We start from the raw sequence: 26,847 nt of genomic DNA, 5'->3' as shown, positions 1-26,847 counted from the left end.
ACCTGCTCTATGCCGCGCTATGCTAACAAACCCGCGCAGCCTGCGCTATTCCCGTTAACTATTCAAATTATCACCGCGGCCTATCCCCAATAGATTTCAAGCTGGCCGCTCTAAGTGCATCCATGCACTCGCGGCATTTGTACATCCCTGTACAGCACAGCCCGGCGACAAGCGTCTTTATCCCCAGGAGCTTAGATTAACTAAGTGACTGGCGTAAGGGCGCGCAGGTAACAACGCTGTAGCTTGAAAGATGAAGGGGATAAAACCCGTCGAACATCTGGCCACAAAGCTCTATAATCTCCGGCTAAATCTTGAGGAGCCGAAAACTGATGTCTGCATTAACCCCCGCCAGTGAAGTCATGCTGCGCCACAGTGATGAATTTATTGAACGCCGCGTGCTGTTTGCCGGCGATCTGCAGGATACCCTGCCGGCCCAATTCGAGGCCGCGGATGTGCGTGTCCACACCCAGCAATACCATCACTGGCAGTTACTGAACCGGACGATGGGAGAGAATGCACAGTTCGGCCTGACGGTCGATCCTGCCTTCGTCGCCGAGTGCGATACGCTGGTGTATTACTGGCCAAAGAGCAAACAGGAAGCACAGTTCCAACTGTGCAATATCCTGTCCCTGCTGCCGGTTGGCGCAGAAATTTTTGTCGTCGGTGAAAACCGCAGCGGCGTACGCAGCGCGGAACAAACCCTGGAAGGACATGCCACGCTTGCCAAGATCGACAGTGCTCGCCGCTGTGGGTTGTATCATGGCCGCATCGATGTGCAGACCCAGTTTGATCTGGCCGACTGGTGGGAAAGCTATCAGCTGCACGATCTGGAAGTGAAGACGCTGCCTGGCGTGTTCAGCCGTGACGGCTTGGACGTCGGTAGTTCACTGCTGCTCTCCACGCTGGAAAAACACATGAAAGGCAAAGTGCTGGACGTGGGTTGTGGCGCTGGCGTAATGGCCTCGGTGCTGTCTAAACTGTCGCCAAAAATGAAGCTGACCCTTAGCGACGTCAATGCCGCAGCGGTGGAATCCAGCCGGGCAACGCTGGCTGCCAACGGTATCGAAGGGGAAGTTATCGTCAGTAACGTCTACTCCGACATTACCGGTCGCTTTGACCTGATCATCTCCAACCCACCGTTCCATGACGGCCTGGCCACCAGCCTGACCGCCGCAGAAACGCTGATCCGCGGGGCGTTAAAACACCTGCCAATCGGTGGCCAACTGCGCATCGTCGCCAACGCCTTCCTGCCTTACCCAGATATTCTGGATGCCACCTTCGGTAGCCATGAAGTGTTGGCGCAGAATGGCCGCTTCAAGGTGTACAAAGCCACCGTGGCCCGCCAGCCACGCGATGCGAAGAAGAAAAGGTAGTAGGCCTGTGTTCCCCCTTACCACTCAGGTGAGGGGGAAATATCCTCACTTTGCCCCCCACCATCAGCCGTTAATCAACTCCATACCCACCGTTGTATAGCGTGCACCCGCCACGCCTGCCAGTGGGAATACCGCCTCGATCGCCGCCAGTTCCTGCTCGCTTAGCGTGATCTCCGCTGCCGCCACGTTCTCTTCCAGATTACGGCGGCGTTTGGTTCCGGGGATCGGTACAATGTATTCCCCCTGCGCCATCACCCAAGCCAACGCCAGTTGCGACGGGGCAACGCCTTTCTGCTTGGCCAGTTCGCTAACCTTGGCCACCAGTTGCAGATTGCGAGCAAAGTTTTCCCCCTGAAAACGTGGATTATCGCGGCGGAAATCATCTGCCGCCAAATCCTCGATACTCTGGATCGCCCCGGTCAGGAAACCCCGCCCAAGCGGGCTATAGGCGACAAAGCCAATGCCCAAACGTTGGCAAGCGGCCAGTTGCCCCTGCTCGGCATCCCTGCTCCACAGGGAATATTCGGTCTGCAACGCAGTGATCGGATGCACTTTGTGAGCACGTTCTAACGTGGCAACGGAGGTTTCACTCAGGCCGATATGGCGGATCTTACCCTCGGCGATCAGATCCGCCAGGGTGCCAACCACCTCTTCGATCGGCACCGTCGGATCGACTCGATGCTGGTAGTAAAGATCGATGGTTTCTACGCCCAGCCGCTGCAAGCTGCCTTCCACCGAGCGGCGGATATAGTCCGGTTTACTGCTCACGCCCCGCGCATTGGGATCGGCCGGATCGCGCACAATACCGAACTTGGTTGCCAGAAATACCTGGTCGCGTTTGCCTTTGATCGCCTTGCCTATCAGTTGCTCATTGGTGTGCGGGCCGTACATATCTGCGGTGTCCAGCATAGTCACCCCCAGTTCCAGCGCCCGATGCAGCGTGGCGATCGCCTCTTGTTCGTCATAACCGGTGGAGTAGAAATCACTCATCCCCATGCAACCTAAACCTAGAGCAGAGACAAGGGGGCCATTAGTACCTAATTTGCGCTGTTGCATTATGTCGTCCTCATTGAACATGGATGTCGGAACAAAGTCTGGTTGTTTATGCCATAAAGATAAATAATGCAGATTGCACATCACTGTTCATAAATCACCAACAATATAGGCGGCAAGATGGATCAGGTTCAGGCTATGCGCATCTTTACCCGGATCGTGGAACTAGGCAGCTTCAGCCGCGCTGCGGAACGGTTGCAACTGCCGCGTGCCACGGTAAGCAACGTGCTCAAACGCCTGGAGCAGCGGCTTGGCGTCAGATTATTGGTGCGCACCACGCGTCAGGTTCAGATCACCGCCGAGGGGACGCTGTACTACCAACGTTGTCTGCACCTGCTGGACGCCCTGGAAGAAGCAGATACCCTGTTCAGCCACCACAAGCTGCAACCCACCGGTAAGGTGCGGATCGATATGCCCCATTCGCTGGCGCGGGAAATCGTCATCCCGGCGCTGGATGATTTCTATCAGCGCTATCCAGAGATAGAGATTGCACTGGGGGCCAACGACGCCCATGTCGATCTGCTGCGCGAAGGGGTGGATTGCGTGCTGCGGGCCTGGGAAACCGAAGACGATACGCTGGTAGCCCGGCGAATTGCCCAACTGCCGCAGATCACCTGCGCCTCTCCCGGCTATCTGCAAGCTTTTGGCACTCCGCAGTCGATCGATGAGCTGCAACATCATCGGGCAGTGGGCTATTTTTCATTGGTGAATAACCGCAACTACCCGCTGGAATTTTGCCGTGATGGCCGCCTTGAGCTGCGCGAATTGCCGAGCAGATTGAGCGTTAGTGGAGCCGATGCCTATACCAGCGCCAGCCGTGCCGGGTTAGGGCTGATCCAGGCAGCGCGTTATACGCTCTCTCCCTGGTTGCAAAGCGGCGAACTGGTGGAAGTGTTGGCCGATACACCACCACCACCGATGCCGATCTATATCATGTATCCGCCAGGCCGTTTCCTTGCGCCGCGTGTCAGGGTATTGATTGATTGGCTGATTACCCTGTTCAACAAACATTGATTCCCTATCCTCAATAGATTTCAATCTACAGCTGGCCGCCAACAACGCTGTAGTTTGAAAGATAGAAGGGGATATGTCGTTTTTTACAGCAAACGCCGCCAAAAAGGGAAATAACTATTGACGTACCCGCCAAAATCTCTAGAATTCGCCTCCGTGGTAGCGTTACTCCGGTAACGTATCTGGTAGGCGAAGGTGGCGGAATTGGTAGACGCGCTAGCTTCAGGTGTTAGTGTCCTTACGGACGTGAGGGTTCAAGTCCCTCTCTTCGCACCAAATAACCACATGATTTATATTGCACAGCATCGAATGCGAAGGTGGCGGAATTGGTAGACGCGCTAGCTTCAGGTGTTAGTGTTCTTACGGACGTGAGGGTTCAAGTCCCTCTCTTCGCACCAAGCTGGTGATATAAATCAACATCAAAGCAACACATCAGACTGTGCGAAGGTGGCGGAATTGGTAGACGCGCTAGCTTCAGGTGTTAGTGTTCTTACGGACGTGAGGGTTCAAGTCCCTCTCTTCGCACCACTTGATGGGTTCTCTTCTGGCTGTTCCTGCATTAAAACTCACTGAAAAACGCCAACACGCCCAGGCGTGATTTTGTCGTTTCAATTAAAGCTGAAATGCAGGCTGATTGCGGCCAGACCACCGGCCAGAGCCATGCAGGAGGGAAGTAACAGGTAATGACGCCAGCGGCTGTTAAACAGCATCACCAGCGTGGCCAGCATGGCAACCACGATCAGGGTACGCAGTTGCATCATATTCAGGTCGATCAGCGCCAGAAATGGCATCAGGGCACAGGGCAGCAACACACCCCAGGCGCTGGCAAGCCTATTCCCCAGGCACCAACTGATGCCCCATAACCCACAAGCGGTAACCATGGCTGCTAACATGATAACCCCACCCTTTAAGTGATAATGATAACCAATATCATATAACACTTTTTTTGAGCTCGCACTCTTTTCAAGATCCGGCTGAACGCGGATGACAGCCTGCGGTAAAAATGTTAGCTTCACATAAGAAAATTCCTAGTATTTATAGTCTATTAATAATAACGGATTGGAATTATTCAGCAGGCGTTGTCTAACATTTTTCCTTCGACCGGCCCCATTGGTAAAGAGTGATCCCCGTATGAACTCGCGTTCTTATCAGCAACTGCAAACCAGCAAACAGCGCTTATCCCTGTTTCTTTTCTTGTTGATGAATGCAGCCTCTGCCATTTTTACTTTATTCGTGCCTTTTAAAAAGACTCCGGCCTTCACGCTGCCGCTAATCTGCATTCCGCCGATTTGCCTGGCGGCCATGCTATTTACGCTGTATTCGCCCCGCCACTACGTCCAAAGGCTCAACCTGCTCGCCATCACCCTTGGGCTGCTATGGGCGGTGCACATCCATTGCAAGAGTCAGCTTACCGCCAGTGACAACCACGGCTTTCTGCTGATCAGCCTGTTCAGCATTTTCTTTATCAGTGCGATCTCGCTGACGGATAACCTGCTGGCCTTCTGCCTGCACGCCGTACCCTCGGCGCTGATAATCCTGTGGCTGGACGACATGCATAACACCATGCGTATTCTGTTCACCACCCTGCTGCCGATCATTGCTTTCTCGGTGCGTCATTTGCTGTTGAAGCGCAGCGAAATGTTTACCCAACATCTGGTGGCCAACCTGTACCACGAACGGGATAAGTTCAGCGACCTGAGCATGATCGATCCGCTAACCGGCCTGTATAACCGCCGTGGGCTGGAGAGCAAACTGGATCAGTTGTTCTCGCCGACCTCGAGCCACCACTTTGTGCTGCTACTCGATATCGACCACTTCAAGGCCTACAACGATCGCTACGGCCATACTCTGGGCGATCAAGCACTAGTCCAAGTGGCAGCGACCATCCGGGATGCGGTACGCTCACGGGATATCGTGGTACGTTATGGCGGAGAAGAGTTTTTGGTACTGCTGACCAACGTCGGTGAAGACTACGCGGCTTATCTAGCGGAAAAGGTGCGCCAATGCGTACAGGAATTGACCATCTCTCATCGTTTCCACACGCAGGAGACAACCAAGGTTACGTTAAGTGCCGGGATTTCTGCGCTGGATAAGCTGGATATCAACTCTGCGATCTGCGCCGCCGACGCCGCGCTGTACCGGGCCAAAAACAGTGGCCGCAACAATATCCAGCTTGCCTCCCACCCGCAACCCGTCGCCTGATCTTTTCCCCTTCGCCGGAAGGGGAAAGGGGAAAAACTTTTACCTGTCGCCACTTTTATCACATGCCAATCGCGCCGTAGCGCATTACACTAGCGGACAATTGACGCCTTCCCTGCCACATTTTTATATGGAACACGACCGTTGAAGACCTCACTCTCCACGTTATTGCTGGCGCTAGGCCTGTGTACCGCGCCGTTGGCCAGCCAGGCGGCTGACGCACAGCTGACCTCACAGATTGTCGATCAGTATGCCGAACATATCTTCTATAACAGCGGCGCAACCGGTATGGCGCTGGTAGTTATCGATAATAATCAGGTGGTTAACCGCAGTTTTGGCGATACCAAACCGGGCAACGACCTGCGTCCAAGGCCAGATTCTCTGATCCGCATCGCCTCCATCACCAAGCTGATGACCAGCGAAGTGATGGTTAAAATGGCGGCGGAAGGTAAGGTCAAACTCACCGATCCGCTGCGCAAATATGCTCCTAAAGGGGCCATCGTCCCTGCCTACAATTCACGCCAGCCGATTACCTTGCTGAACCTGGCAACGCACACCAGCGCCCTGCCGCGTGAGCAACTCGGCAAGAAACCGCCAAAAACACCAGTGTTTACCTGGCCCACCAAGGCACAGCGCTGGCAGTGGTTGGCCCATGCCACCATTACCGTGCCACCGGGCGTGCGGGCGGCCTACTCCAACCTGGCCTACGATCTATTGGCCGATGCGCTGTCACGCGCCGCTGGCAAACCTTATAACGCCTTGCTGCGTGAGAAAGTCACTGGCCCGCTGGGGATGGTTGATACCACGCTGACGCCGAGTGCCGAACAGTGCTCACGCCTGATGGTGGCCGCCTCTGGGCCAAGCGCCTGCCGCGACACTACGGCCGCCAGTGGCAGCGGTGGCGTTTACTCGACGCCGCGCGATATGCAGCGCTGGATGCAGCAGTTCCTCTCCTCCAACGTTAGCGGCTCGCGCAAGCCAACGGCCTTGAGCGAACAAACCATGTATTTCCAACGCCAGGATCTGGTGTCGTTGAAAGGGATGGACGTGCCGGGTGACGCCTCTGCTTTAGGGCTGGGCTGGGTGTACATGGCACCGAAAGACGGCCTGCCGGGGATCATCCAGAAAACCGGCGGTGGCGGCGGCTTTATCACCTATATGGCGATGGTACCACAGCAAAATATCGGCGTGTTCGTGGTCGTTACCCGCTCGGAGTTGACCAAGTTCACCAATATGAGCGATCCGGTCAACCGGCTGGTCGCGGATTTGGTGGCTAACAAAGGCTGACCCGTTCCTGGTTACGACAGCATGTGTTGTGTAGCGCGATAGGCGGAAGGCGAACAACCTTCCAGCCGATTGAAGAAGCGAGCGAAATAGGCGGGATCTTTGAACCCCAGGCTGTAAGCCGTTTCATGCACCGTGCAAGCACTGAACAACAGCAGCCGTTTGGCCTCACGCAACAAGCGATCAAAGATCAGCCGTTTGGGTGGCCGGTTGGCAAAGCGGCGGCACAGGTCGTTGAGGCGTGATTCCGTCACCCCCAACGACTGGGCATATTCCGGTACCGACAGGTGATCGCGGAAACGCTCGTCCACCATCTTGTTAAAACGCTGGAACAGCTTCAGTTCGCCGCGCACGCCGCTGGCGGCCTTGTCATCCAATGAGGTATTGCGCAACATCAGCGTGAAGACTGCCTGGGCCAGCAATGCCAGCGTCTGCTCGCGCCCGGCCATCTTTTGGCTAAACTCTCGGGCGATCAGTTGCCAATAATGCCCAAGCGCGGCCAACTCCTGTGGCACTGCGGCCAGCGAAAGGCAAATCCCCGGCATATCCAGCGCCAGATTGCTGCCCGGATACAGGCGTTCCAGCAACGGCCAGATCAGTTCCTGGCGCACCGTTAACACGTGGCCGTCGCTGTCCGGCTCGGTGAAAAAGGCATGTGGCACCGAGGGAGGGGTAAGGATAAACAGCGGAGCCTGCACCGAATAGTGCTGATCGTCCAACTGAAGCTCTATCCTGCCGGTGGCCAGATAATGCAGTTGGAAGAAACGGTCATGCCAGTGCACCTGCATATCCCGGCCAAAAAATGCCGCCAGCCCGGCAAAGGTTTCGTAGTGCACCTCATCAGCGGCATAACGCGCGTCATACTCTTTGCCAATATCGATATTGGCGATAAAGCCGGTACTTTTCTGCACGTCGTCCTCCGGTGAAAGTAAGAGAAGGAAATCCCCCCACCCCGCCCCTCTCCCATAGAGGGTGGCAGTATCCAAAGTTTATGGCGTAGCCCGTGGGCGTGAATCCTTCATCGGAATACGCCATACCAGCACGGCCCCGATAATCAGCAACGCCGAGACAAAATATAGCCCGGAGTTAAAGCTGCCGGTCACGTCCTTGAACCAGCCGATCAGCAGCGGGCTGACCGCCGAGCCGATGTTACCCGTGGCGTTGATCACCGCGATCCCCACAGCTCGAGCTTCAAAGCTGATTGATTGATCCGGCGTGGTCCAGAAGATCGCCATCGCGGTAAACGAGCCAACCGAAGCCATCACGATCCCCAGCAGTTGAACCATGCTGTGATTGGTTGCCGAGGCCAGCAGCCAACCCGCCGCGGCAAACAGATAAGGTAGCGCGGTGTGGAATTTACGCTCCTGCAGACGATCCGAACGTTTACTCCACCAGATCATACCGGCGATGGTACAAATTTGTGGGATCGCCGCCAGAAAACCGATCATGATGTTACTGCTGCTCTGGTTGAAGCTCTGCAAGATCTGCGGCGTCCAGATATTGATGGCACTCAGGGTATTGGTGAGGCAGAAATACGCCAGCGTATACATCAGCACCACCGGTGTCAGCACTTCACGCCATAGACTGCGCTGTTGCAACGCCCGGTGGCTGCTTGGCCCTTCCGGCTGCACCAGTTGCAGCTTGTCGGCTTCCATCATCGCTTTCAGGCTGGCCTTCTCTTCGCCGGTTAGCCACTTGGCCTTGGCAGGTGTGTCGTCCAGATAGAACCACACCACCACACCGAGGATCACCGAAGGGATGCCTTCCAGCAGGAACAACCATTGCCAACCTTTCAGGTTCATCATGCCGTCCAGCGCCAGAATGTAGCCGGACACCAGCGAACCCAACGCCATCGTGACCGGCATGGCAATCATAAACAACGCGTTAGCCCGGGCGCGGTAGAATGCCGGGAACCAGTAGGTGAGATACACCAGGATCCCTGGCAGGAAGCCCGCTTCGGTAATGCCGACGATCATCCGCAGCACGTACAAGCTGGTTGGCCCAGTGGCGAACATGGTGCAGGTAGAAGCAATGCCCCACAGCACCATGATGGTGGCGATCCAACGCCGTGCCCCCACCCTGCTCAGCATCATGTTGCTGGGGATACCGAAGATCACGTAGGTGACGTAAAACAGCGTTGCCGCCAGGCCGAACATGGTGGAGCTAAGACCGAGATCCTGCTTCATGGTCAAACCGGCAAACCCGATGTTGATACGGTCAAGGAACGAGAAAACAAACAACACAAATAAGAAAATAATCAGGCGCCGAAATAACTTTTTAATCACCGACTGCTCGGTGGCGGTTAACGCTTTATGTTGCTCTGCCGGGTTCAACGGCTTGAGCGAATCGACGTTGCTCATGATGACTCCGATTAGTAAACGCTCTGGGATTGCTCCGCCGGTTTATCCTGTTTGAAACTGCTGAGCAGGGAGTCTGCCGCCCGCACCAGCAGGGTGGTATCCACGCCAACGGCAACGAACAGCGCGCCGGATGCCAGATAGTGCTGTGCCAGTTCCTGCTGTGCCATCAGGATGCCCGGTGCCTTGCCTGCGGCACTGATGCGGGCAATAGCATCGTCAATAGTGCGTTGCACGTCGGGATGTTGCGGATTACCGGCAAAGCCCATGTCAGCACTCAAATCCGCCGGGCCGATAAAGACGCCGTCGACCCCTTCCACCTCCAGGATGGCATCCAGATTTTTTACCGCCTCACGGGTTTCTATCTGCACCAACACGCACATCTGGCTGTCGGCAAGATGCAGGTAATTCGGCACCCGGTTCCAGCGCGAGGCGCGAGCCAGCGCACTGCCGACCCCGCGAATGCCGTTGGGTGGATAACGGGTGGCCCGCACCGCCTCCTGCGCCTGTTCGGCATTTTGGATCATCGGGATCAACAGGGTTTGCGCACCGACGTCCAGCAGTTGCTTGATCAACACCGGATCGTTCCAGGCCGGACGCACCACCGGATGGCTGGGGTAAGGCGCCACCGCCTGCAGCTGGCCCAATACCGTTTGCACATTATTAGGCGCGTGTTCGCCATCGATCAGCAGCCAGTCGAACCCGGCTCCGGCCAGCAGTTCCGCGCTGTAGCTGCTGCACAGCCCCAGCCACAGACCGATCTGCGGACGTTTTTCCTGTAGGGCCTGTTTGAAATGATTGGTTAACATGGTGTTCCTCCTTAGACAAACCGGCAACTGATGCAGCCCATCGGGCCATAGTCGGCATGGAAGGTATCGCCCCGCCGCGCCGCTACCGGGCGGGTAAAGGAGCCGCCAAGAATGATCTGCCCGGCCTCCAGCTCCACGTCATACGGAGACAGCTTGTTCGCCAGCCAGGCCACGCCGTTGGCCGGATGATTGAGCACCGCCGCCGCCACGCCAGACTCTTCAATCACGCCATTGCGATACAGCAAGGCACTGATCCAGCGCAGATCCAGCGCGTCCGGCTTGATCGGTCTGCCGCCCATCACCACACCGGCGTTGGCAGCATTGTCGGAAATGGTGTCGAACACCTTACGTGGCCGCTGGGTTTGCGGATCGACGTTATGGCTGCGAGCGTCAATGATCTCCAGCGCCGGGATCACATAGTCGGTAGCGTTATAGACATCAAACAGCGTGCAGTTCGGCCCGCGCAGCGGCTTCGCCAGCACAAACGCCAGCTCCACTTCGACACGTGGCACAATAAAGCGATCGATCGGAATGTCGCTGCCGTCGTTAAAGAACATGTCATCCAGCAGCGCGCCGTAGTCCGGCTCGGTGATCTGCGAGCTAACCTGCATCGCACGCGAGGTCAACCCGATCTTATGGCCCTTCAGAGTGCGCCCTTCGGCGATCTTCAGCTCAACCCACTGACGCTGGATAGCATAGGCATCTTCGATGGTGATCTCCGGGTGATCCAGCGATAACGCGCGGATCTGTTCACGGCTCTGCTCGGCCTGATGCAGGCGCTGCACGGCTCGGCTCAGTATGTCTTTATCCAGCATTTACCACCCCTTGTTCAGTCCTTGCTAAACAGCGCATGGACGTTGTTCTGCTTATAGTTGAGCACCGGATCCAGCTCTTCCATGGTGAAAGAGAGGGCCAGATAGCGCTTGGCCATCAGCGCGGCAAAGTGATCCTTGATCAGGATGAACAGCATTTCGCCCACCTGTTGGCGGCTCTCCAGACTGCGACCGTGGCCAATCTTCAGCGTCATATGCACAAAGGCATAGTTCTGCTTACCGTCGGCCATCTGCCAGGTATCCAGCCAGATGGCACGGCTACGGATGCCAGCCAGCGGAAAGATGCCGGTTTCCGCCAGCGCGTGGTTTACCTTGTCGAACAGCGCGGGCAAATCCGCTTCCCGGCGGATGTTATCGGTACATTCAGCGTAAAAATGGGGCATTTGGGGTCCTCACGCTTGGGCTGGAAGGGGGAATATGCCGTTGACCTGGCCGGTTCCGGAACTGGCAAACAGCGGGGTAACAAACTCCACCTTGCCCTGATATTTATCCCAGCCCAGCAGGCCCAGTAACATCACGGTGTCGTGCATATTGCCTTCGCCGTAGCAGTAGTCAGCGTACTCAGGCAGCATTTCGCAGAACTCGCGGAAGCGCCCTTCCTCCCACAGTTTCACTACCCGTTCGTCCATCTGCTGGTCGAACTGGCGGGTGTAGCTGTTCATGCCCTGCTCGGCACGCTGATCGTCGATAAAGCGGTGTGACAACGAGCCGCTGGCCAATACCGCCACGGTGCCGTCGTATTGCTCAATCGCGGTTTTGATCGCTTCGCCCAGACGGCGGCTATCGGCAAAATCATGCACGGTGCAAAAAGCAGAAATAGAAATCACCTTGAAGTGTCGATCGCTGTTCATATAACGCATCGGCACCAGAGTGCCGTATTCCAGCTCCAGAGTTGAGATCTCATGCGCCTTGGCACGTACCCCAAGCTTGCGGGCTTCATCGGCAATCATCTGGCCCAGCTCCGGGTTACCGTCGTATTCATAGGTCATGTCACGAATGAAGTGCGGCAGCTCGTTGCTGGTGTAAACCCCTTTGAAATGCGAGTTACAGTTGATGTGGTAGGCGCTGTTCACCAGCCAGTGGGTGTCGAACACGATGATGGTATCGACGCCCATTTCGCGGCAGCGGGCACTGATCTCTTTGTGGCCATCAATGGCCGCCTGACGGCAGCCGTGATGTTCACCGGGCAATTCAGACAGGTACATCGAAGGAACGTGTGTGATCTTTGCAGCTAAAGCTAATTTACCCATAAGTCCTCCTATACCCATCCTCTTTCGAACTGCAGCGTTGTTACCTGCACTTGCTCACCCCAGTCACTTACTAAAAGTAAGCTCCTGGATGAACAAGCTTGTCGCCTAGCTGCAGTCCGAAATCTAATGGGTCTAGTCCTTGGTTGTTGTTTTAAAGGGCACGGAGCTATCTCACACTCCCCAACGTGGGATCGGGTGATCCCCCATGGAGATACAAACGTTTTTCATTTCGGCAAACACTTCGAAGCTGTACTCCCCGCCTTCACGGCCGGTGCCAGAGGATTTCACCCCGCCAAACGGCTGGCGCAGATCGCGTACGTTTTGGGTGTTGACGAAAACCATACCCGCTTCAATATTGCGGGCCAGACGCAGTACTTTGCTCACATCCTGCGTCCAGATGTACGACGCCAGGCCGTACTCCACATCGTTGGCCATGCGCAGACCATCTTCTTCTGATTTGAACGGCAGGAGGCAGGCCACCGGCCCGAAGATCTCTTCCTGCGCGACACGCATATTGTTGTTAACATCGGCCAGCACCGTTGGGCGCAGGAAGTTGCCGTGGGTCAAACCGGCCGGTTTATCCGGGCCGCCAGCCAACAAAGTGGCCCCTTCTTCGATGCCCAGGCGAATATAGCCGGAGACTTTTTCCCAGTGCTGCGGGCTGATTAACGCGCCAACCTGGGTATTGGGATCGGTTGGATCGCCCACGCGCAGGCGGTTGGCACGCTCGGCAAAGCGTTTAACGAATTCCGGATAAATGCTTTCCTGAATAAAGATGCGTGAACCCGCAGTGCAACGTTCACCGTTGATCGAGAAGATGGTGAACAGCGCCGCATCCAGCGCCCGCTCGATATCGGCATCCTCAAAGATCAGCACCGGTGATTTGCCGCCCAGCTCCATCGAGAATTTCTTCAGCCCGGCGCTTTCAATAATGCGGCGACCGGTTGAGGTGCCGCCGGTGAAGGACACCGCACGCACGTCTTTATGACGTACCAGAGCATCACCCGCCGTTGCACCATAACCCTGCACCACGTTCAGCACCCCGGCAGGGATACCGGCTTCCAACGCCAGTTCACCCAGGCGATCCGCCGTCAGTGGCGACAGTTCGGACATCTTCAGCACGGCGGTATTACCCAACGCCAGGCAAGGTGCTGTCTTCCAGGTGGCGGTCATAAACGGCACGTTCCACGGCGACACCAGCGCACACACGCCCACCGGCTGGATCAGCGTGTAGTTAAGCATCTTGTCGTCCACCGGGTAGGTGCGGCCATTCATCTGCTGGCAGATCTCGGCAAAGAACTCAAAGTTGTGCGAGGCGCGTGGGATCAGCACGTTTTTGGTCTGGTGGATCGGCAGCCCGGTGTCGGCAGTCTCCATCTCGGCAATCTGCGGCACGTTCTGGTCGATCAGTTCACCCAGGCGACGCATCAGGCGCGCACGCTCTTTCATCGGCGTATTGGCCCATTTAGGGAAGGCTTCTTTGGCCGCGGCTACCGCCTGATCGATTTCGAGCTGACCACCGGACGCCACTTCCGCCAGCACTTCACCGTTAGCCGGGTTAGTGGTGGTGAAATACTCTTTGCTGGCGACGTTCTTGCCGTTGATCCAATGGTTGATGGTTTTCATCCCTTGCTCTCCTCGTAATCTTTTTCACTGATGATGTGGTTAACCAAGCGGCCAATGCCTTCGATCTCCACCACAATTTCATCCCCAGGCTGCACGTCGGCCAGCCCTTTCGGCGTGCCGGTGGCGATCATGTCGCCAGGCTGCAACGTCATAAATTCACTCAGGTATTCGATCAGATATGGAATATCGAAAATCATGTCGGCGGTGGTGCCGCGCTGGCGCAGTTCACCGTTAACGTAGGTGCTGAGCGTCAGGTTATGCGGATCCGCGACATCGTCACGATCGACAATGTAGGGGCCGATAGGCGTCAAGGTGTCGCGGCTTTTCACCCGCAGGTTGGGGCGGTAGTAGTTTTCCAGGTAGTCGCGGATGGCGTAGTCGTTGCACAGGGTATAACCGGCCACGTAATCCATCGCCTGCTCGCGGCTGACGTTACGCGCGGTTTTACCTATCACCGCTACCAGCTCGGCTTCGTAGTGCATGTATTCCACCTGCGCTGGCCGCACAGAAACCTGGCGGTGGCCGGTCAGGCTGTTTGGCCCTTTGAGGAACACCAAAGGTTCTTCCGGCGCTTTAAACTCCAGCTCGCTGGCGTGATCGGCATAGTTCAGGCCGAGGGCAAATATCGTGCCCTGTGCCGGTGGCAGCCATTCCACATCGTGCTCACCAAGCTTGCTACCATCGGGCAGCGCAACGCGTAACTGATCGTCGACGGTGACGTTAACAATCTGGCCATGATGGCGGATACGAGCGTGTCTCATGGTTATTCTCCTGCCTGCGTCACGTGGTTGGTAAGGGGTGGCAAACCTGCGGCCCGCACCGTTACTTGGTCACCCGGCTTGATCTCAACCCGCTGGTGAGGCGTGCCAATCAGCACCGCATCCCCCGGTTGCAGGGTAATAAAATCGCTGATGGCGGCGATCAGTTCCGGCACCGAACGCACCAGATCCGCCGTTGACCAACGATCCTGCTCCACGCCGTTGATCTCGGTGATAATTTCCAGGCCGTTGGTGCTGGCGAGCGCGGTTACCTCCCCCATTGGGCAAAAACCGTCGCGACATTTGGCTTTAATCGCCGGGCGATAGAAGCTGGTTTCCGGTAGGCTGACGTCGTTAGCCAAGGCGTAACCGGCCACATAATCGGCCACCTTATCCGCTGCCACCTTGCGTGCGGTGCTACCAATCACTACTGCCAGCGTCGCGCCACTTTGCACGGTTTCACCGGCCGGGAACGGGATGCTGCCGCCGTTGGCAAGATGAGTATTGCGCGGTTTGATAAACCAAACCGGTGTTTTGGGCGGCGTTTGATAAGGGGCGGCGCGAAACGCCTGATCCCAGGCATCAAGCTGGCTGCGGTGGTTAAGTGCTACGGAAAATACGGTGCCTTTCATGCAGACTCCTTCTACGGATCGCCAATCATTAATATGTTAATGAATACTTTTATACGCTGTTCAGACTTTACGCAACGTTGTTAATTTAATTTGTGATCGTGATAACGAAATATTCACATTTTATGTACATTGGCGTTATTAATCAGCAAATTAACCTTTTTTGCAGGATTTTTACGTGACGGATCGCGTTTTGCCGTTCTCCGCCGGTCAAAAATTAGCTACTATTAAGTTGTTAATAAAATTAAGCCAAGGCCATCGACATGCATGAATCGTTAACCATCGCCCTGTTGCAGGCGCGTGAAACCGCCATGGGGTTCTTCCGCCCGATCCTGAAAAGCCACAACCTGACGGAACAGCAATGGCGCATCATTCGCGTATTGGCCGATAGCCGTTCCATTGAGTTTCACGAGTTGGCCGCAGAAACCTGCATCCTGCGCCCCAGCCTGACCGGCATCCTGTCGCGCATGGAGCGGGATAAGCTGATCTTTCGCCTCAAGCCGGTTAACGATCAGCGCAAGCTGTACGTGTCCTTGACCCAGCAAGGCCAGGAGCTGTATGAACTGGCACGCCACCAGGTGGAGCAGGGTTACGGGGAAATTGAAGCAGCATTTTCGAAGCAAAAGATGGATCAGTTGATGGTGTTGCTCGATGAGCTGATCCGTTTAGGGGATCAACAAACCAACAACGTGGTTGCTCACAAATAGGCTTCCGGCAACAGCGCACCGCCATCCACTACCAGCGTCTGGCCAGTGATATAACCCGCCGCTGGCGAAGCTAAAAAGACCATTGCGGCAGCGATATCCTCCGGCTCCCCCAACCTGCCGAGCGGTACCGCAGCGGCAATCGCCTGATTCACCGCTTCCCCACCCAGATTTGCCATCGCTGGCGTGCGGATCATCCCCGGCTCCACGCCATTCACCGTGATCCCTTCACAGGCCAGTTCCAACGCGGCAGCACGAATAAAACCATTTACCCCCGCCTTGGAGGCCGCATAATGTGCCAGCCCTGGGTAGGCCACTCTCGGGCCAGTAACCGATGAAGTCACCAGAATGCGCCCACCGCCCTGGCGCTTCATCCACGGTAACGCCGCCTGCGCCAGAAAGAACGGGGCCATTAAATTGACGCTCAACGTGCATTGCAGCAGTTCGGCATCTATCTGGTTAAACGGCCTTAGCGGAAAGTAAGCAGCGTTGTGGATCACCACGTCCAACCGTTGATGCTGCTGCGCAGTCTGTTCTACCAACTCGGCAATCTGCCCAGCATCGGCCATATCGCAGGCTGCGGCCTGCACTTGCCAACCCTGCTGGCACAGGCTTTCAGCCGCCTCCTTCGCCTTTTGCAGTTGCAGATCGGCCACCACTACCTTGGCCCCCAAACGAGCAAAGGCGCTGACAATCGCCAGCCCAATGCCCTGCGCACCGCCAGTCACCAACACCACCTGCCCAGCAAACGCGTCACTGGCATAGATCGCCATCATCGGCTCAGGCCTTAGGGTAATGCGTGGTGTTAAGGATCTGCGCGTGAGCGCCCACGGCAAAGTTGCTCAGGCTGCTGAAATCGCTGCCCTGATAGCCGAGGATCTTGCCATCGGTGCGCATCTCTTGCAGATCGATCATCACCACGCCCAGCGTCGGAATGATCTTTTCGCGCCAGACAAACAGGTACAGCTTCTCCGCCACTTTGACGTAATGGCAACGATCAACGTCCGCCAGCCCTTTCTCGACCCCGTCCAGGCACTGCCAGGCGTAGAAATTATTGTTCAGATAAACATGCTCGTAGCGCTCCGTTGGGCTGTAGGTATACAGATTACGCATCCCGATCAATTCGTCGGTAAACTGCGGCAACGCTGCATCGCTGTTGTCCAGGCGGCCAAAGCGGAATTCGGCATTCACCGCCGTAAGCGGCAAGCCCTGCTCCACCCGGCTAAAGGCGTCCAGCCGCGCCTGTGACTCATCTGGCAACTGGCCATAGACGGCGGTAAAGTTGCCTTGCTGACGATCGCACACCAGCGTAATGCTGCCGTTGGGCCGCTGCGGATCGAGGAAATCGATAAACAGGATCCCCTGGCGAATGCTGGTGGCCCGGTAATCAACCCGTTGATCTCCCCACAGTAGGGTTTGATCGTCGTTAAAGCTGCACTGCACCGTTGCCCCTTCGGCAAAGTGGAACGCCAGCGTGGTACCGGCCAAATCCTGCTGTGCCAGCGTATGGCTGTGAGGGGCGAAGCCTTCCGCCAACGCGCCAACCTGAATAAATACCGCTTCTGAACTCATGACAATCTCCTTACAGGGAAGTGAAAGCTAAGGTCGGCACATCAACAATGGTGGAGCCGCCATCGGCCACCAGCGTTGCACCGGTAATAATTGACGCCTGCGTTGAGCAGAGGAAACGACACACCTGGGCAATCTCCTGCGCACTGGCCGGGCGGCGCAGCGGCACATCGCGACAGACATATTGATAGGCCTGTTCGAGCGTTAAGTTATGCGCCGCCATCAACGGCTGCATCTCTTCATCGGCCATCGGCGTAGTCACCCAGCCGGGGCAAACCGCGTTAGCACGCACACCCTGTGGCCCGTAGTCGCGGGCGATGGAACACATCAGCCCAATCAACGCGTGTTTGGCGGTGACATAGCCACACACCTCCGGCCCGGCGGCCAACGAGGCGATCGAAGCGACAAACAGCAGATTGCCACCGCTTTTCACCAACTCCGGTAAACAGGCCCGGGCGCTGGCAAACGCGCTGTTGAGGTTGCTGTCCAGCGCCTGCTGCCACTGGGCATCGGTGACTTCGGTAATGCGCCCCACCCCCATTCCACCCGCGCTGGCAATCAGACAGTCGATACGCTCTGCCTGCTGTAAAATCGCTGGCAGAATGTCAGTTTGCCAACTGGCTCCGCTGGCGGCATCCCCAACTACGGCATATGCCCCAATCTCAGAAGCCAATGCGTTCAACGGTTCACGGCGGCGGCCAACGATAAATACCCGGTCGCCCTCCTGCGCCAGTAAACGCGCACAAGCGGCACCAATGCCGGTTCCGCCGCCAGTGATCACCACCACTCTACTCATCACATTTCTCCATCAGTTGGCTGACCATCAGGAAACTGCTCAGCAGCAAGCGCCGCTGCTCGGCCTCCAAGCGCAGATAGCGACGGCTGGCCGGTAGGCGGCTGACCACTTCGGAAGCGGCAAAATGCTCGATATCCAACTGCCAACGGCCCTCTGTTATCGTGAGCGTGGCGTGGCGGAAATCGAGCTTGGCTAACGTATCGCCGATTTGCGGGTATTGCTGCAACGCGGCGATCAACTGCCGAGCGCCATCATGTTTGGCCTTGGTGCGATAAATCACGCCCTTACGGCGCAGCCAGCCACCGGTGATGATGTTGAGCACCAGCGGATCGGTAAAATGGGCGCGGCCCTGCAAGCGGAAATGATGGGTAACAATGTGTGCCAGAAACAGCGACTGCACCTGTTCGGCAACCTCGATCACCGGCCCCTGTGGCAACGTGAGCCGTAACTGGCCCACGGCGACCCGTTCGCAAGCGTAAGGCCGCAGATTATTCACCAAGCGATCCAACGTCGTGCCTGGTCGATAGCCGGGAGGATCGCGCCGCCAAAAGCGATTAAGTGAGGGAAGTAAGCCGATCAAACTCCACCTCCGCAGCTTCTGCCTTGTTGAAGGCGCTCTCCAGCACCTCTTCCACCGGCACCGGTTTAAACGGATTCACCTTCTGCACGCACAGGGTCCAGAACAGCGCATAGGCGGAGGTCAGGCCGATCATGATGCCAAACGGGATGTAGACATCGCGTGGGTTCATGCCCGGTGGTGTGATGTAGAAAATCGCCAGCACGATACCAATGCTGGAGACAATCTGCGGCAGCGGGAACCACGGCGATTTATAGGCGCGTGGCAGATCTGGACGGCGGATACGCAGGATCACCACCGAACAGGTGACCAGCAGATAAGCCACGCCCCAGGCACACACGGCAGCCAGCACCATCGGCATAATGCGATCCAGATTGCCCTGAATAGCGAAAGCATGAACACAGGGGATCAGCACCGCAGCGGCAATCGCCACCACCGGAGTTTTAAAGCGCGGATGCAGATAAGCGAAGATGCGTGGCATAGCACCATCCAGCACCATGCCGTAGATAATGCGTGGCACCGCAGCCATCAAGGTGTTAATGGTGGCTGCCCCGGCCAACAGCAGCCCAACGCCCAGCCAGTATTTGCCAAAGTTGCCCATGATCTGGCCAGCAAATGCCGGGATAGCCATCGGCGTATCCAACAGATGCACATTATTGGCCGCATCCACCACCACGTTTTCCACCTGGTGACTCAGTGCCGCACCGTATAACGCCATACACAGCGCCACACCGCACAGCCCCAGGGACATGGCGCGTGGGATCACGCGGTGAGAATGTTTAATCTCTGGGGCCATTGGCGTCACCAACTCGCAGCCGACAAACATAAACATCGCCATCCCGACCAGGCTGAACACCGCAAGGGGATCGCCAACGTCGAGGGTGGTGCCAAACCAGCCTTCTAACGGTACTGCATGCGGTAACAGCAACCCGGTGATAGAAAAGATCATTAAGGTGCTCCACATGCAGAAGGTCAGCACTACCTCAGCCTTACCGAAGGCTTCGATGCCAAACGCATTCAGAATACCGAAAATGATCACCAAGCCCACGCCGATCATCCACGAGCTGTTGTGGCTTTCCATCAGGGTGTTGAGGTTTTCAAAGTTCACCAGCGCCATGATGCCGGAAAGAATGGTTTCGGTGGTGCCAGCAAAGATATGGACGATCAGATAGGCAGACAGAGTGCCGGTAATGGCAAAAAAGCGCCCCATTCCGCAGGAGATATAATCATATACCGAGCCGGTGGTGGGCAGGATCGCCGCCGCTTCGGAGAAGGTGGTGAGCTGGGCTTGCATCATGATAAAGGCGATCAGCATCGCCAGCGCGAAGGTGTCACCGCCGATACCAAAACCGCTGGTAACGGTGAGGATCACCGGGCTGGCCATAATCACCCCAACCGAACTGGCTAACGTGGTGGGGAACCCGACCTTGCCCCGTTCTAACTGGGCACTGAGCCGCGACGACAGGTTCATGGTTACTTCCTCTTATAGTGGTTTTTACCCGGTGTTTAGCCGCCAAGGGCGGTAATCTCACTATAGGAAGGAAAGCAAAAGGCTGGCTATCGTCCTTAAGGACGAGGTTGATTAACTTGTGGCAGAAATCACGCTGGAACGCCACAGCGTCGCCCCTTGCGCCGTTCTGGCAAAACTACGCAACGGTGCCAACACCTCTGAAAAAAAGGCGTAGTATCCGGCGCACAACCGGTTGTAGCGGTCTTTACCGATATGCGCCGGGCAACCGCCCTGGCATACGCTTTTCACACTACAACTCTGGCATTCGCGCCGCAGGCTCTTGGTTTTACCAAAGTCCATCTCGATAGCAGCATCGACATAGCCGGCAAACTGGCTAGCGTCATCAAAACGGCCCAACCGATGCTTGGCATCAATCAGGTGATCGCAAGCATACACACTGCCGTCCGGCTCCATCACCAGATTGCCTCCGCAGCGGGCGGAGTGGACACAATTGGGGCTAACGTGGGTGAAATACTGGGCGTAAACGTGCTCGATATTCATGATAAAAACCTGGCCAAGATGGCCCTGGCTGCGCCAACGGCGGTAGATCGCCACCATAAAGCGCCCCCAGTTGGCGGCACTCAAGCCATAACCTGCCGCCGGGGCATCGCCTTCCAACATCAGCGGCTGAAACTGCAAGTAACGGACACCCAGCGCGACAAAATGGTCGTACATCTCCTGTGCCCGGTCAGCTACACCATCATGCACCACCACCAGCAAATTGAATTCAATCTGATACTGCTGCAATAACGCAATGCCTCTCAGTGCCGCATCGTAGCTGCTGTTACCGCGTTTATCTGGCCGGTGGGTATCCTGGATCTGGCGGTCTCCGTCCAGACTGACGCCAACAATAAACTGGTGTTGCTTGAACAGGCGGCACCAGGCAGGGTTCAGTAAGGTGGCGTTGGTTTGCAGACTGTTGCTGATCAGCACGCCCGGCGGCGCATACTTTTGTTGTAACGCCAGCGCCTTCTTGTAGAAACCGATCCCCGCCAGCAGCGGCTCCCCCCCCTGCCAGACAAAGTTGATCTCCCGGCTGTAGCGTGGCTGGCTGGCGATATACTGGCGGATAAAACTCTCCAGCAACGCCTCATCCATCTTCTGCGCTTGATCACGCTGCGGGTAATAACAGTAGTTGCAGGCCAGATTACAGCCCGCACCAATCGGTTTTATCAGCATATGAAAGGGTACGCTGGCGCGCGGCACAGTATTCACCGGGATCTGCTGCGCGCGCAGCAAGGCAATATTCACTCTGCTGCCTGCAATACTGGCTTCTGGGACACAGGATCCAGGCCGATGTAGCGATGGGTTTGCGGATCGACACCCAGATAATCGATCTCTTTACCTGCCGCCTCAATCACCATGCCCTGGTCGGCAAACTGCTGATATTCGCTACTCAGGCGCTTAACCCGATCAGGCTGGCTGGCGGCCAAGTCGTGGGTTTCCAACGGATCGTCCTGTAAGTTGAACAATCCCCACGAGGCCATATTCGCCTGTGGCCCATTTGCCACTAGCCGCCGCAGCTTCCAGATCCCATCGACATAAGCCGCCTGATTGTGCAACTCCACGCCATAGGTAGAACGCGGCGCGGCGGCGATATCACCGCTGAAATAACGTTTAAAGCTAACGCCAACCATTGGGATCGCAGGCTTGGTCTTCAGGGGTTTGCTGGCATCGATATTGGCAAACTCATACAGCGTAGGCGCAATGTCGTAGACCGCCATCGGCGTTTTATCGATACCACCACGCTGCTTCAACTGCGGGGCAGAAATGATGAAATCGGTATTGATCCCGCCCTGCGCACTGGTGGTTTTATGGAAGTTGGCATAAGGCGCGTTGCTGACGTTAGCCCAGTGTGGCCCATAAGAGATGAACGATCCCTTGCGACCCAGATTGGCGTAGCTGTTATCAAACTGCTGCCAGAATTCAGGCTTGGAACCGTAGTAAAAGCCGCTGGCCGGGTTGGCACCGTTGTCGGTGGCAAAGATGATAATGGTGTTCTTGTCACGGCCGGTTTGCTGCAGGGTTTTCATCACTCCGCCGATCTGGTCGTCCATATAGGCGATCATCGCCGCATAGACCTGCATGGTTTTGGCGGCATATTTCTGCTGTTCCGGCGTCATCGCCTGCCACTCTTTTTCCAGCGCCAGATGCGGCATTGGCGTGCTGTCAGAAATAATCCCCAGAGCCTTCAAGCGGTTGATACGTTGCTGATACACCTGCTTATAACCCGCATCATATTTACCCTCGAACTTGGCGATCCAGTCGTCGGGTGCCTGTAGCGGATCGTGTGGCGCGGTAAAGGCCAGATAGGCAAACACCGGCTGCTCTTTTGGCGTGTCAGTGATCCATTGCTCCAACTGCGTGGCGTAAGCTTTGCTGGAGTAAAAATCCTGCGGCAGGGAAACACGTTTGCCGTTCAGGGTATAGAAAGTATGGAAGGCTTCAACCGTTCCCAGCGGTACGGCGTCGTCAAAATGGCTGGTGCCACCGCCCATAAAGGCAAAGGCGCGTTCAAAACCGCGATCGGTTGGCCCGGCTCCGTCGGTATAGCCCAGGTGCCATTTGCCCGCCATCATGGTGGCGTAGCCAGCATCTTTAAATCGCTCCGGCATGGTGGTGACCCGATCGGTCAACCGCATCTCATAACCGGGGCGGGCGACGGTGCTTTCGTACCACCACATACCCCCCATGCCAGCCTGCTGGTTGGTATTGCCCGTCATCAACATCGAACGCGCTGGCGCAGACATTGGCGAGGTATAATATTGGCTCATACGCACGCCCTGCTCTGCCAGCGTTTGCAGATTGGGCGTTGAGATCTCACCGCCAAACGGGCTGATATCGGAATAGCCCATATCATCGGCAATAATGATCAACACGTTAGGGCGCTCACTATCTGCGGCATGTACCATGCCCGATAGTGCGCTGCTCAATGCTACCACTACGGTCTTTTTCTTCATCACTGTCGGGGCCTCATCTGGTGTGTAACGCCAAGTTTCGCAGTGTAGGAAGTAATCGAAAAGTTTGGCTATCGTCCTTAAGGATTAGCCCGGAGGAGAGAGAAAACGGCAAGGGTGTGGCATGGAGCAGAAGAGGGAGAAACGAGAAATCACTTTAAATTCAGCAGCAACCGTCAATGCCATTCGTTAATGTATTAATAAAATCGCTTCCCCACGCCAATAAAATGCCCAATCACTCAGCATGGGGATGTTGTTATTAATGTATTTTATTGCAATCCGGCTCACATTGTTAACATGTTTTAATTGTGTTGCATAATTGCTACAACTATGCTTGTATCGTTCATATATTGTCCAGATACCTTTGCAGGTATCCTTCTGGTTACTGAGCGATCAACGGAGGAAAATGCATTATGACAACCACATCATCCTTCATGCGTAATGACGCTTTTATCTCAAGCTGTCTGAATACCATTGCGCATCTGATCCCAGTTTCTGCCGGGGTTTTTTATCTGGTGGATCCAGACCTGCGGCCAGATCACTATATTCTTCATGGCATTAGTGATGACACCCATCAGCAATATCTGGACCATTTTCAACCCTTTGATCCGTTGAAGCCGGCCAATTTCCACCAGCAAGACATCCAGATGGTGAACATGACGCCTGCGGCGATTGCCAATAACCGCCACTATTATCACGACTTTATGCTGCCTAATCGCATGCGTGACATGACGGAGATCTTTATCCGCCAGCGTAAGCGGATTATTGCCGGGGTTTCTCTGATCCGCGATACGCCGTTTACCGAATTAGAGCACAGCCGCTTACGTGCGGTGCTGCCGTTGATCGAGCTGGCCACCCGCGATCTGTTGCCAGACAGTGAAGCCCAGTTGCTTACCGCCAAAGAGCAAGAGATCGTCAATATGGTGCGGGAAGGAGCCAGCAATAAGCGTATCGCCTTGAAGCTCGGTATTTCTTTATCGACGGTGAAAACCCATATGCGCAACATCTTTGCCAAAACTGCCGTGGTCAACCGCACCGAATTGGTCTCCAGCGGTTTTATTGCCTACGGCTGATCCTGACGAAAGCAGCAACAATCAACCATCCGCCAATGCTGGCGCGGCCTCCCCATGCTTAAAAAGCGTGGAGGGTAATGATTGACGAAACTCAAGGATAACAACGATGTCCAGTGATGCAGTTTCAGTGCCTTCTGCCGGAGCAATGCTCTCCTGCCCACCCAGGCTGTTAACGGCGATAATCGTGTTTGCCGCCATCGCACCGGGGATCCTGATGACCGCCCCCGCCGTCGCGGCCCAGTTGGCCAGCCAGTGGCACCTCACACCAGGCCAGATCGGCCAGCTGTTTTCTACCGAACTGGGTGCCATGAGCATCGCCACCTTACCCGCCTGGTGGTGGATCAGCCGGATCAACTGGCGCAAGATCGCCACGCTGGCGGCAGTGGTATTCCTGATCGGCAATTTGGCCTCGGCAATCGCCACTGATTTCAGCCTGCTATTGGTATTACGATTTATCGCTTCACTGGCCGGTGGCACGCTGATGATCCTCTGTATTTCGTGCGCGGCAGGTACCGCTAACCCCAGCCGGGTCTATGCCTTTTGGGTACTAGGCCAACTGCTGCTAGGCGTGTTCGGCTTGCTGGCATTGCCCCCGCTGTTTGCCCATTTCGGCCTGATGGCGGTCTACCTGATCCTGGCGGCGATCATGTTGTGTTGCCTACCGTTGCTGAGCGCATTCCCCAGCGGCTTTCGCCATAGCCACAACGCGGCAAGCCAGATGCCCCCAAGCCCCCCCATCTACAAGCTGTTTGCCGTGTTGGCGGTATTGGCCTTTTATATCAGCCTGAGCGCGGTCTGGACCTTTATCGGCACTATCGCCAAAGCCGCAGGCCTTTCGCCGGTACACAGCGGGCAGGTGCTGGCCGCCGCCACCCTGTTTGGCATCATCGGGGCAGGCGGCGCGGCACTGGTTGGCGCAAGACGCGGCCACAAGCCATTGCTGTGGATCGGCTACGGCCTGCTAATTGCCAGCGTCCTGTTGCTGAGCCGCAACCCACTACTCATTCGTTTTACCCTCGCCGCCGTGATGTTCAAGTTCACCTGGACCTTTGTGCTGCCATTTATTCTGGCGCGTGTCTCGGTGCTGGATAACAACGGCAAGCTGATGAACAACATCAATCTGGTGATTGGCGGCGGCATGGCCATCGGCCCTACGCTAGCGGGTTATCTGATCGAGTCTTCCGGCGGGATCGACGCGTTGCTGATCGGCGCACTGAGTTGTGCGCTGCTGTCACTGCTGCTGATCTCACTGGCTTCACCGCGCGCGTCGCGCCGTTTAACAGGAGTCATAAGGTGAAAAGAACAACCGGTTTCTACTTCGATGAACGCTGTTTCTGGCATAGCACCGGCTTACATGCCACCACGCTGCCGGTGGGCGGCTGGGTACAACCGCCTTCTGGAGCCGGGCATGCCGAATCGCCGGAAACCAAACGGCGGATGAAAAACCTGATGGACGTCTCTGGCCTATCGCGTCAGCTCAAACTGCTGAGTGCCGAACTGGCCGATGAGGAAGATTTACTGCGTATCCATCCGGCACATTACCTGCAACGCTTCAAACAGCTGAGCGATAACGGTGGCGGCATGTTGGGGGAAGAGGCACCACTGGGGCCGGGCAGCTATGAGATTGCCAAACTTTCCACCGGGCTGGCCTGCGCTGCGGTCGAGGCGGTGCTGAAGGGCGAGCTGGACAATGCCTATTCCCTGTCACGTCCGCCGGGTCATCACTGCCTGCCGGATCAATCGATGGGTTTCTGCTTCCTGGCTAATATTCCTATCGCCATCGAGCGAGCCAAAAACCGCTTCGGGCTAGGCAAAGTGGCGGTGATCGACTGGGACGTGCACCACGGCAACGGCACCCAGCATATCTACTGGCAACGTGACGATGTGCTGACCATTTCGTTGCATCAAGACGGCTGTTTCCCGGCAGGCTATGCCGGTGAACAAGATCGCGGTGAGGGGGCAGGAACGGGCTACAACATCAATATTCCTCTGTTGGCCGGTGCCGGTGACGACGGCTATCAATATGCCATGCAGCAGATCGTCATTCCGGCGTTGGAGCAGTTCAAGCCAGAGATGATTATTATCGCCTGTGGTTACGATGCCAACGCCATCGATCCACTAGCAAGAATGCTGTTACATAGCGACAGCTTCCGGGCCATGACCGCCCAAGTACAAAGCGCTGCGGACAAGCTCTGCGGTGGCAAGCTGGTGATGGTCCACGAAGGGGGTTATGCCGAAGCCTATGTGCCGTTCTGCGGCCTGGCGGTAATGGAAGAGTTGAGCGGCATACGCACCGAAGTGCAGGACCCGATGATAGGTTTTATTCAGCAACAGCAGCCCCGCGAGGCCTTCAACCAGTTCCAGCGCGCCGCTATCGACCAACTGGCACGCCAATTCGGTTTATAACCGCGTTCAGAGGCGTGGCAAGCCACGTTTCTGGCCCGTAATTCCATAAAAAAAGACGCCCGAGAGCGTCTTT

General features: G+C 56.2%; 26 protein-coding genes and 3 tRNA genes. 11 read left to right on the top strand and 18 right to left on the bottom strand.

What is annotated here, in order from left to right; all coding sequences use genetic code 11:
- Nucleotides 1-329 precede the first annotated feature (329 nt).
- Complete coding sequence (gene rsmC / locus KAJ71_RS00625; RefSeq protein WP_248943919.1) at nt 330-1,373, top strand: 16S rRNA (guanine(1207)-N(2))-methyltransferase RsmC; 1,044 nt, start codon at nt 330-332, stop codon at nt 1,371-1,373.
- Nucleotides 1,374-1,436: 63 nt separating this feature from the next.
- Here the strand turns inward: rsmC and KAJ71_RS00620 are convergent, their stop codons facing one another.
- On the bottom strand, nt 1,437-2,429 hold the full coding sequence (locus tag KAJ71_RS00620; protein WP_248943918.1) for an aldo/keto reductase: 993 nt from the start codon (nt 2,427-2,429) through the stop codon (nt 1,437-1,439).
- 117 nt (nt 2,430-2,546) lie between these two features.
- Here KAJ71_RS00620 and KAJ71_RS00615 point away from each other — a divergent pair, with 117 nt between their 5' ends.
- The 4 genes from KAJ71_RS00615 (at nt 2,547) to KAJ71_RS00600 (ending at nt 3,965) form a co-directional block, all read left to right on the top strand.
- A complete protein-coding gene (locus KAJ71_RS00615; protein ID WP_248943917.1) occupies nt 2,547-3,440 on the top strand; it encodes a LysR family transcriptional regulator in 894 nt (297 codons plus the stop codon).
- Nucleotides 3,441-3,626: 186 nt separating this feature from the next.
- Nucleotides 3,627-3,713 (top strand) — tRNA-Leu (locus tag KAJ71_RS00610).
- A 35-nt stretch (nt 3,714-3,748) separates the two neighbouring features.
- A tRNA-Leu gene (locus KAJ71_RS00605) sits at nt 3,749-3,835 on the top strand.
- Nucleotides 3,836-3,878: 43 nt separating this feature from the next.
- Nucleotides 3,879-3,965, top strand: a tRNA-Leu gene (locus KAJ71_RS00600).
- 80 nt (nt 3,966-4,045) lie between these two features.
- Here the strand turns inward: KAJ71_RS00600 and KAJ71_RS00595 are convergent.
- The gene (locus KAJ71_RS00595) at nt 4,046-4,330 is read right to left on the bottom strand and encodes a DUF1435 domain-containing protein (RefSeq protein ID WP_248943916.1); all 285 of its coding nucleotides are present in this window, start codon (nt 4,328-4,330) and stop codon (nt 4,046-4,048) included.
- Nucleotides 4,331-4,568: 238 nt separating this feature from the next.
- Here KAJ71_RS00595 and KAJ71_RS00590 point away from each other — a divergent pair, with 238 nt between their 5' ends.
- Together KAJ71_RS00590 and ampH are read left to right on the top strand one after the other, a co-directional pair.
- A complete protein-coding gene (locus KAJ71_RS00590) occupies nt 4,569-5,639 on the top strand; it encodes a GGDEF domain-containing protein (protein ID WP_248943915.1) in 1,071 nt (356 codons plus the stop codon).
- Nucleotides 5,640-5,780: 141 nt separating this feature from the next.
- Complete coding sequence (gene ampH / locus KAJ71_RS00585; protein WP_248943914.1) at nt 5,781-6,923, top strand: D-alanyl-D-alanine-carboxypeptidase/endopeptidase AmpH; 1,143 nt, start codon at nt 5,781-5,783, stop codon at nt 6,921-6,923.
- 11 nt (nt 6,924-6,934) lie between these two features.
- Here ampH and hpaA read toward each other — a convergent pair whose 3' ends face one another.
- The 9 genes from hpaA to KAJ71_RS00540 all read right to left on the bottom strand — a co-directional run bounded on the left by hpaA (nt 6,935) and on the right by KAJ71_RS00540 (nt 15,185).
- Nucleotides 6,935-7,831: a 4-hydroxyphenylacetate catabolism regulatory protein HpaA gene (hpaA, locus tag KAJ71_RS00580; protein ID WP_248943913.1), complete on the bottom strand. Its 897-nt coding sequence runs from the start codon at nt 7,829-7,831 to the stop codon at nt 6,935-6,937.
- A 78-nt stretch (nt 7,832-7,909) separates the two neighbouring features.
- Entirely contained in the window at nt 7,910-9,280 is a 1,371-nt protein-coding gene (gene hpaX, locus KAJ71_RS00575) for a 4-hydroxyphenylacetate permease (RefSeq protein WP_248943912.1), read from the bottom strand.
- 11 nt (nt 9,281-9,291) lie between these two features.
- Nucleotides 9,292-10,086 carry a 4-hydroxy-2-oxoheptanedioate aldolase gene (gene hpaI / locus KAJ71_RS00570; protein ID WP_248943911.1) on the bottom strand — a complete coding sequence of 265 codons (795 nt, stop codon included), beginning with the start codon at nt 10,084-10,086 and terminating at the stop codon, nt 9,292-9,294.
- A gap of 11 nt (nt 10,087-10,097) precedes the next feature.
- Entirely contained in the window at nt 10,098-10,901 is an 804-nt protein-coding gene (gene hpaH / locus KAJ71_RS00565; protein ID WP_248943910.1) for a 2-oxo-hept-4-ene-1,7-dioate hydratase, read from the bottom strand.
- 14 nt (nt 10,902-10,915) lie between these two features.
- Entirely contained in the window at nt 10,916-11,302 is a 387-nt protein-coding gene (locus KAJ71_RS00560; protein ID WP_024527249.1) for a 5-carboxymethyl-2-hydroxymuconate Delta-isomerase, read from the bottom strand.
- A 9-nt stretch (nt 11,303-11,311) separates the two neighbouring features.
- Complete coding sequence (gene hpaD / locus KAJ71_RS00555; protein WP_248943909.1) at nt 11,312-12,169, bottom strand: 3,4-dihydroxyphenylacetate 2,3-dioxygenase; 858 nt, start codon at nt 12,167-12,169, stop codon at nt 11,312-11,314.
- Between the two features lie 171 nt (nt 12,170-12,340).
- Nucleotides 12,341-13,795, bottom strand: a complete 1,455-nt coding sequence (gene hpaE / locus KAJ71_RS00550) for a 5-carboxymethyl-2-hydroxymuconate semialdehyde dehydrogenase (RefSeq protein ID WP_248943908.1) — start codon at nt 13,793-13,795, stop codon at nt 12,341-12,343.
- Nucleotides 13,792-14,556: a fumarylacetoacetate hydrolase family protein gene (locus KAJ71_RS00545; protein WP_248943907.1), complete on the bottom strand. Its 765-nt coding sequence runs from the start codon at nt 14,554-14,556 to the stop codon at nt 13,792-13,794. The genes hpaE and KAJ71_RS00545 overlap by 4 nt, the downstream gene beginning before the upstream one ends.
- Before the next feature lie 2 nt (nt 14,557-14,558).
- On the bottom strand, nt 14,559-15,185 hold the full coding sequence (locus KAJ71_RS00540) for a fumarylacetoacetate hydrolase family protein (RefSeq protein WP_248943906.1): 627 nt from the start codon (nt 15,183-15,185) through the stop codon (nt 14,559-14,561).
- A 260-nt stretch (nt 15,186-15,445) separates the two neighbouring features.
- Here KAJ71_RS00540 and hpaR point away from each other — a divergent pair, with 260 nt between their 5' ends.
- A complete protein-coding gene (gene hpaR / locus KAJ71_RS00535; protein WP_248943905.1) occupies nt 15,446-15,889 on the top strand; it encodes a homoprotocatechuate degradation operon regulator HpaR in 444 nt (147 codons plus the stop codon).
- Here hpaR and KAJ71_RS00530 read toward each other — a convergent pair.
- From KAJ71_RS00530 to KAJ71_RS00500, 7 genes are all read right to left on the bottom strand, one after another.
- A complete protein-coding gene (locus KAJ71_RS00530) occupies nt 15,880-16,662 on the bottom strand; it encodes an SDR family oxidoreductase (RefSeq protein ID WP_248943904.1) in 783 nt (260 codons plus the stop codon). The genes hpaR and KAJ71_RS00530 overlap by 10 nt on opposite strands.
- Nucleotides 16,663-16,666: 4 nt before the next feature.
- Nucleotides 16,667-17,458, bottom strand: coding sequence for a MoaF C-terminal domain-containing protein (locus KAJ71_RS00525; RefSeq protein WP_248943903.1), 792 nt, complete (start codon nt 17,456-17,458; stop codon nt 16,667-16,669).
- A gap of 10 nt (nt 17,459-17,468) precedes the next feature.
- Nucleotides 17,469-18,251 carry an SDR family NAD(P)-dependent oxidoreductase gene (locus KAJ71_RS00520; RefSeq protein ID WP_248943902.1) on the bottom strand — a complete coding sequence of 261 codons (783 nt, stop codon included), beginning with the start codon at nt 18,249-18,251 and terminating at the stop codon, nt 17,469-17,471.
- Nucleotides 18,244-18,831: a DUF3156 family protein gene (locus KAJ71_RS00515; RefSeq protein ID WP_248943901.1), complete on the bottom strand. Its 588-nt coding sequence runs from the start codon at nt 18,829-18,831 to the stop codon at nt 18,244-18,246. Before KAJ71_RS00515 ends, KAJ71_RS00520 begins: the two co-directional genes overlap by 8 nt.
- Entirely contained in the window at nt 18,806-20,299 is a 1,494-nt protein-coding gene (locus tag KAJ71_RS00510; RefSeq protein ID WP_248943900.1) for an APC family permease, read from the bottom strand. The genes KAJ71_RS00515 and KAJ71_RS00510 overlap by 26 nt, the downstream gene beginning before the upstream one ends.
- Before the next feature lie 111 nt (nt 20,300-20,410).
- The gene (locus KAJ71_RS00505) at nt 20,411-21,589 is read right to left on the bottom strand and encodes an anaerobic sulfatase maturase (RefSeq protein ID WP_248943899.1); all 1,179 of its coding nucleotides are present in this window, start codon (nt 21,587-21,589) and stop codon (nt 20,411-20,413) included.
- The gene (locus KAJ71_RS00500) at nt 21,586-23,298 is read right to left on the bottom strand and encodes an arylsulfatase (protein ID WP_248943898.1); all 1,713 of its coding nucleotides are present in this window, start codon (nt 23,296-23,298) and stop codon (nt 21,586-21,588) included. Before KAJ71_RS00500 ends, KAJ71_RS00505 begins: the two co-directional genes overlap by 4 nt.
- Before the next feature lie 410 nt (nt 23,299-23,708).
- Here KAJ71_RS00500 and KAJ71_RS00495 point away from each other — a divergent pair, with 410 nt between their 5' ends.
- The 3 genes from KAJ71_RS00495 to KAJ71_RS00485 all read left to right on the top strand — a co-directional run bounded on the left by KAJ71_RS00495 (nt 23,709) and on the right by KAJ71_RS00485 (nt 26,774).
- Nucleotides 23,709-24,368, top strand: a complete 660-nt coding sequence (locus tag KAJ71_RS00495; protein WP_248943897.1) for a helix-turn-helix transcriptional regulator — start codon at nt 23,709-23,711, stop codon at nt 24,366-24,368.
- 106 nt (nt 24,369-24,474) lie between these two features.
- Nucleotides 24,475-25,665, top strand: a complete 1,191-nt coding sequence (locus KAJ71_RS00490; RefSeq protein ID WP_248943896.1) for an MFS transporter — start codon at nt 24,475-24,477, stop codon at nt 25,663-25,665.
- Nucleotides 25,662-26,774, top strand: coding sequence for a histone deacetylase-like amidohydrolase (locus tag KAJ71_RS00485; protein ID WP_248943895.1), 1,113 nt, complete (start codon nt 25,662-25,664; stop codon nt 26,772-26,774). Before KAJ71_RS00490 ends, KAJ71_RS00485 begins: the two co-directional genes overlap by 4 nt.
- Nucleotides 26,775-26,847: the final 73 nt, after the last annotated feature.

Source organism: Serratia silvae (assembly GCF_023282985.1).
Lineage (GTDB): Bacteria > Pseudomonadota > Gammaproteobacteria > Enterobacterales > Enterobacteriaceae > Chania > Chania silvae.
The sequence above is the reverse complement of the archived record's forward strand: the minus strand, read 5'-3'. Positions and strand labels throughout refer to the sequence as shown.

What these genes read in the sequence shown, in the direction of transcription:
- KAJ71_RS00495 (WP_248943897.1), top strand. Translation starts at nt 23,709, where the DNA reads ATGACAACCACATCATCCTTCATGCGTAATGACGCTTTTATCTCAAGC.
- KAJ71_RS00560 (WP_024527249.1), bottom strand. Translation starts at nt 11,302, where the DNA reads ATGCCCCATTTTTACGCTGAATGTACCGATAACATCCGCCGGGAAGCG.
- KAJ71_RS00590 (WP_248943915.1), top strand. Translation starts at nt 4,569, where the DNA reads ATGAACTCGCGTTCTTATCAGCAACTGCAAACCAGCAAACAGCGCTTA.
- KAJ71_RS00615 (WP_248943917.1), top strand. Translation starts at nt 2,547, where the DNA reads ATGGATCAGGTTCAGGCTATGCGCATCTTTACCCGGATCGTGGAACTA.
- KAJ71_RS00545 (WP_248943907.1), bottom strand. Translation starts at nt 14,556, where the DNA reads ATGAGACACGCTCGTATCCGCCATCATGGCCAGATTGTTAACGTCACC.
- rsmC (WP_248943919.1), top strand. Translation starts at nt 330, where the DNA reads ATGTCTGCATTAACCCCCGCCAGTGAAGTCATGCTGCGCCACAGTGAT.
- KAJ71_RS00510 (WP_248943900.1), bottom strand. Translation starts at nt 20,299, where the DNA reads ATGAACCTGTCGTCGCGGCTCAGTGCCCAGTTAGAACGGGGCAAGGTC.
- KAJ71_RS00500 (WP_248943898.1), bottom strand. Translation starts at nt 23,298, where the DNA reads ATGAAGAAAAAGACCGTAGTGGTAGCATTGAGCAGCGCACTATCGGGC.
- KAJ71_RS00530 (WP_248943904.1), bottom strand. Translation starts at nt 16,662, where the DNA reads ATGATGGCGATCTATGCCAGTGACGCGTTTGCTGGGCAGGTGGTGTTG.
- hpaI (WP_248943911.1), bottom strand. Translation starts at nt 10,086, where the DNA reads ATGTTAACCAATCATTTCAAACAGGCCCTACAGGAAAAACGTCCGCAG.
- hpaH (WP_248943910.1), bottom strand. Translation starts at nt 10,901, where the DNA reads ATGCTGGATAAAGACATACTGAGCCGAGCCGTGCAGCGCCTGCATCAG.
- KAJ71_RS00595 (WP_248943916.1), bottom strand. Translation starts at nt 4,330, where the DNA reads ATGTTAGCAGCCATGGTTACCGCTTGTGGGTTATGGGGCATCAGTTGG.
- KAJ71_RS00540 (WP_248943906.1), bottom strand. Translation starts at nt 15,185, where the DNA reads ATGAAAGGCACCGTATTTTCCGTAGCACTTAACCACCGCAGCCAGCTT.
- KAJ71_RS00620 (WP_248943918.1), bottom strand. Translation starts at nt 2,429, where the DNA reads ATGCAACAGCGCAAATTAGGTACTAATGGCCCCCTTGTCTCTGCTCTA.
- KAJ71_RS00520 (WP_248943902.1), bottom strand. Translation starts at nt 18,251, where the DNA reads ATGAGTAGAGTGGTGGTGATCACTGGCGGCGGAACCGGCATTGGTGCC.
- KAJ71_RS00490 (WP_248943896.1), top strand. Translation starts at nt 24,475, where the DNA reads ATGTCCAGTGATGCAGTTTCAGTGCCTTCTGCCGGAGCAATGCTCTCC.
- hpaR (WP_248943905.1), top strand. Translation starts at nt 15,446, where the DNA reads ATGCATGAATCGTTAACCATCGCCCTGTTGCAGGCGCGTGAAACCGCC.
- hpaE (WP_248943908.1), bottom strand. Translation starts at nt 13,795, where the DNA reads ATGAAAACCATCAACCATTGGATCAACGGCAAGAACGTCGCCAGCAAA.
- hpaX (WP_248943912.1), bottom strand. Translation starts at nt 9,280, where the DNA reads ATGAGCAACGTCGATTCGCTCAAGCCGTTGAACCCGGCAGAGCAACAT.
- KAJ71_RS00525 (WP_248943903.1), bottom strand. Translation starts at nt 17,458, where the DNA reads ATGAGTTCAGAAGCGGTATTTATTCAGGTTGGCGCGTTGGCGGAAGGC.
- hpaD (WP_248943909.1), bottom strand. Translation starts at nt 12,169, where the DNA reads ATGGGTAAATTAGCTTTAGCTGCAAAGATCACACACGTTCCTTCGATG.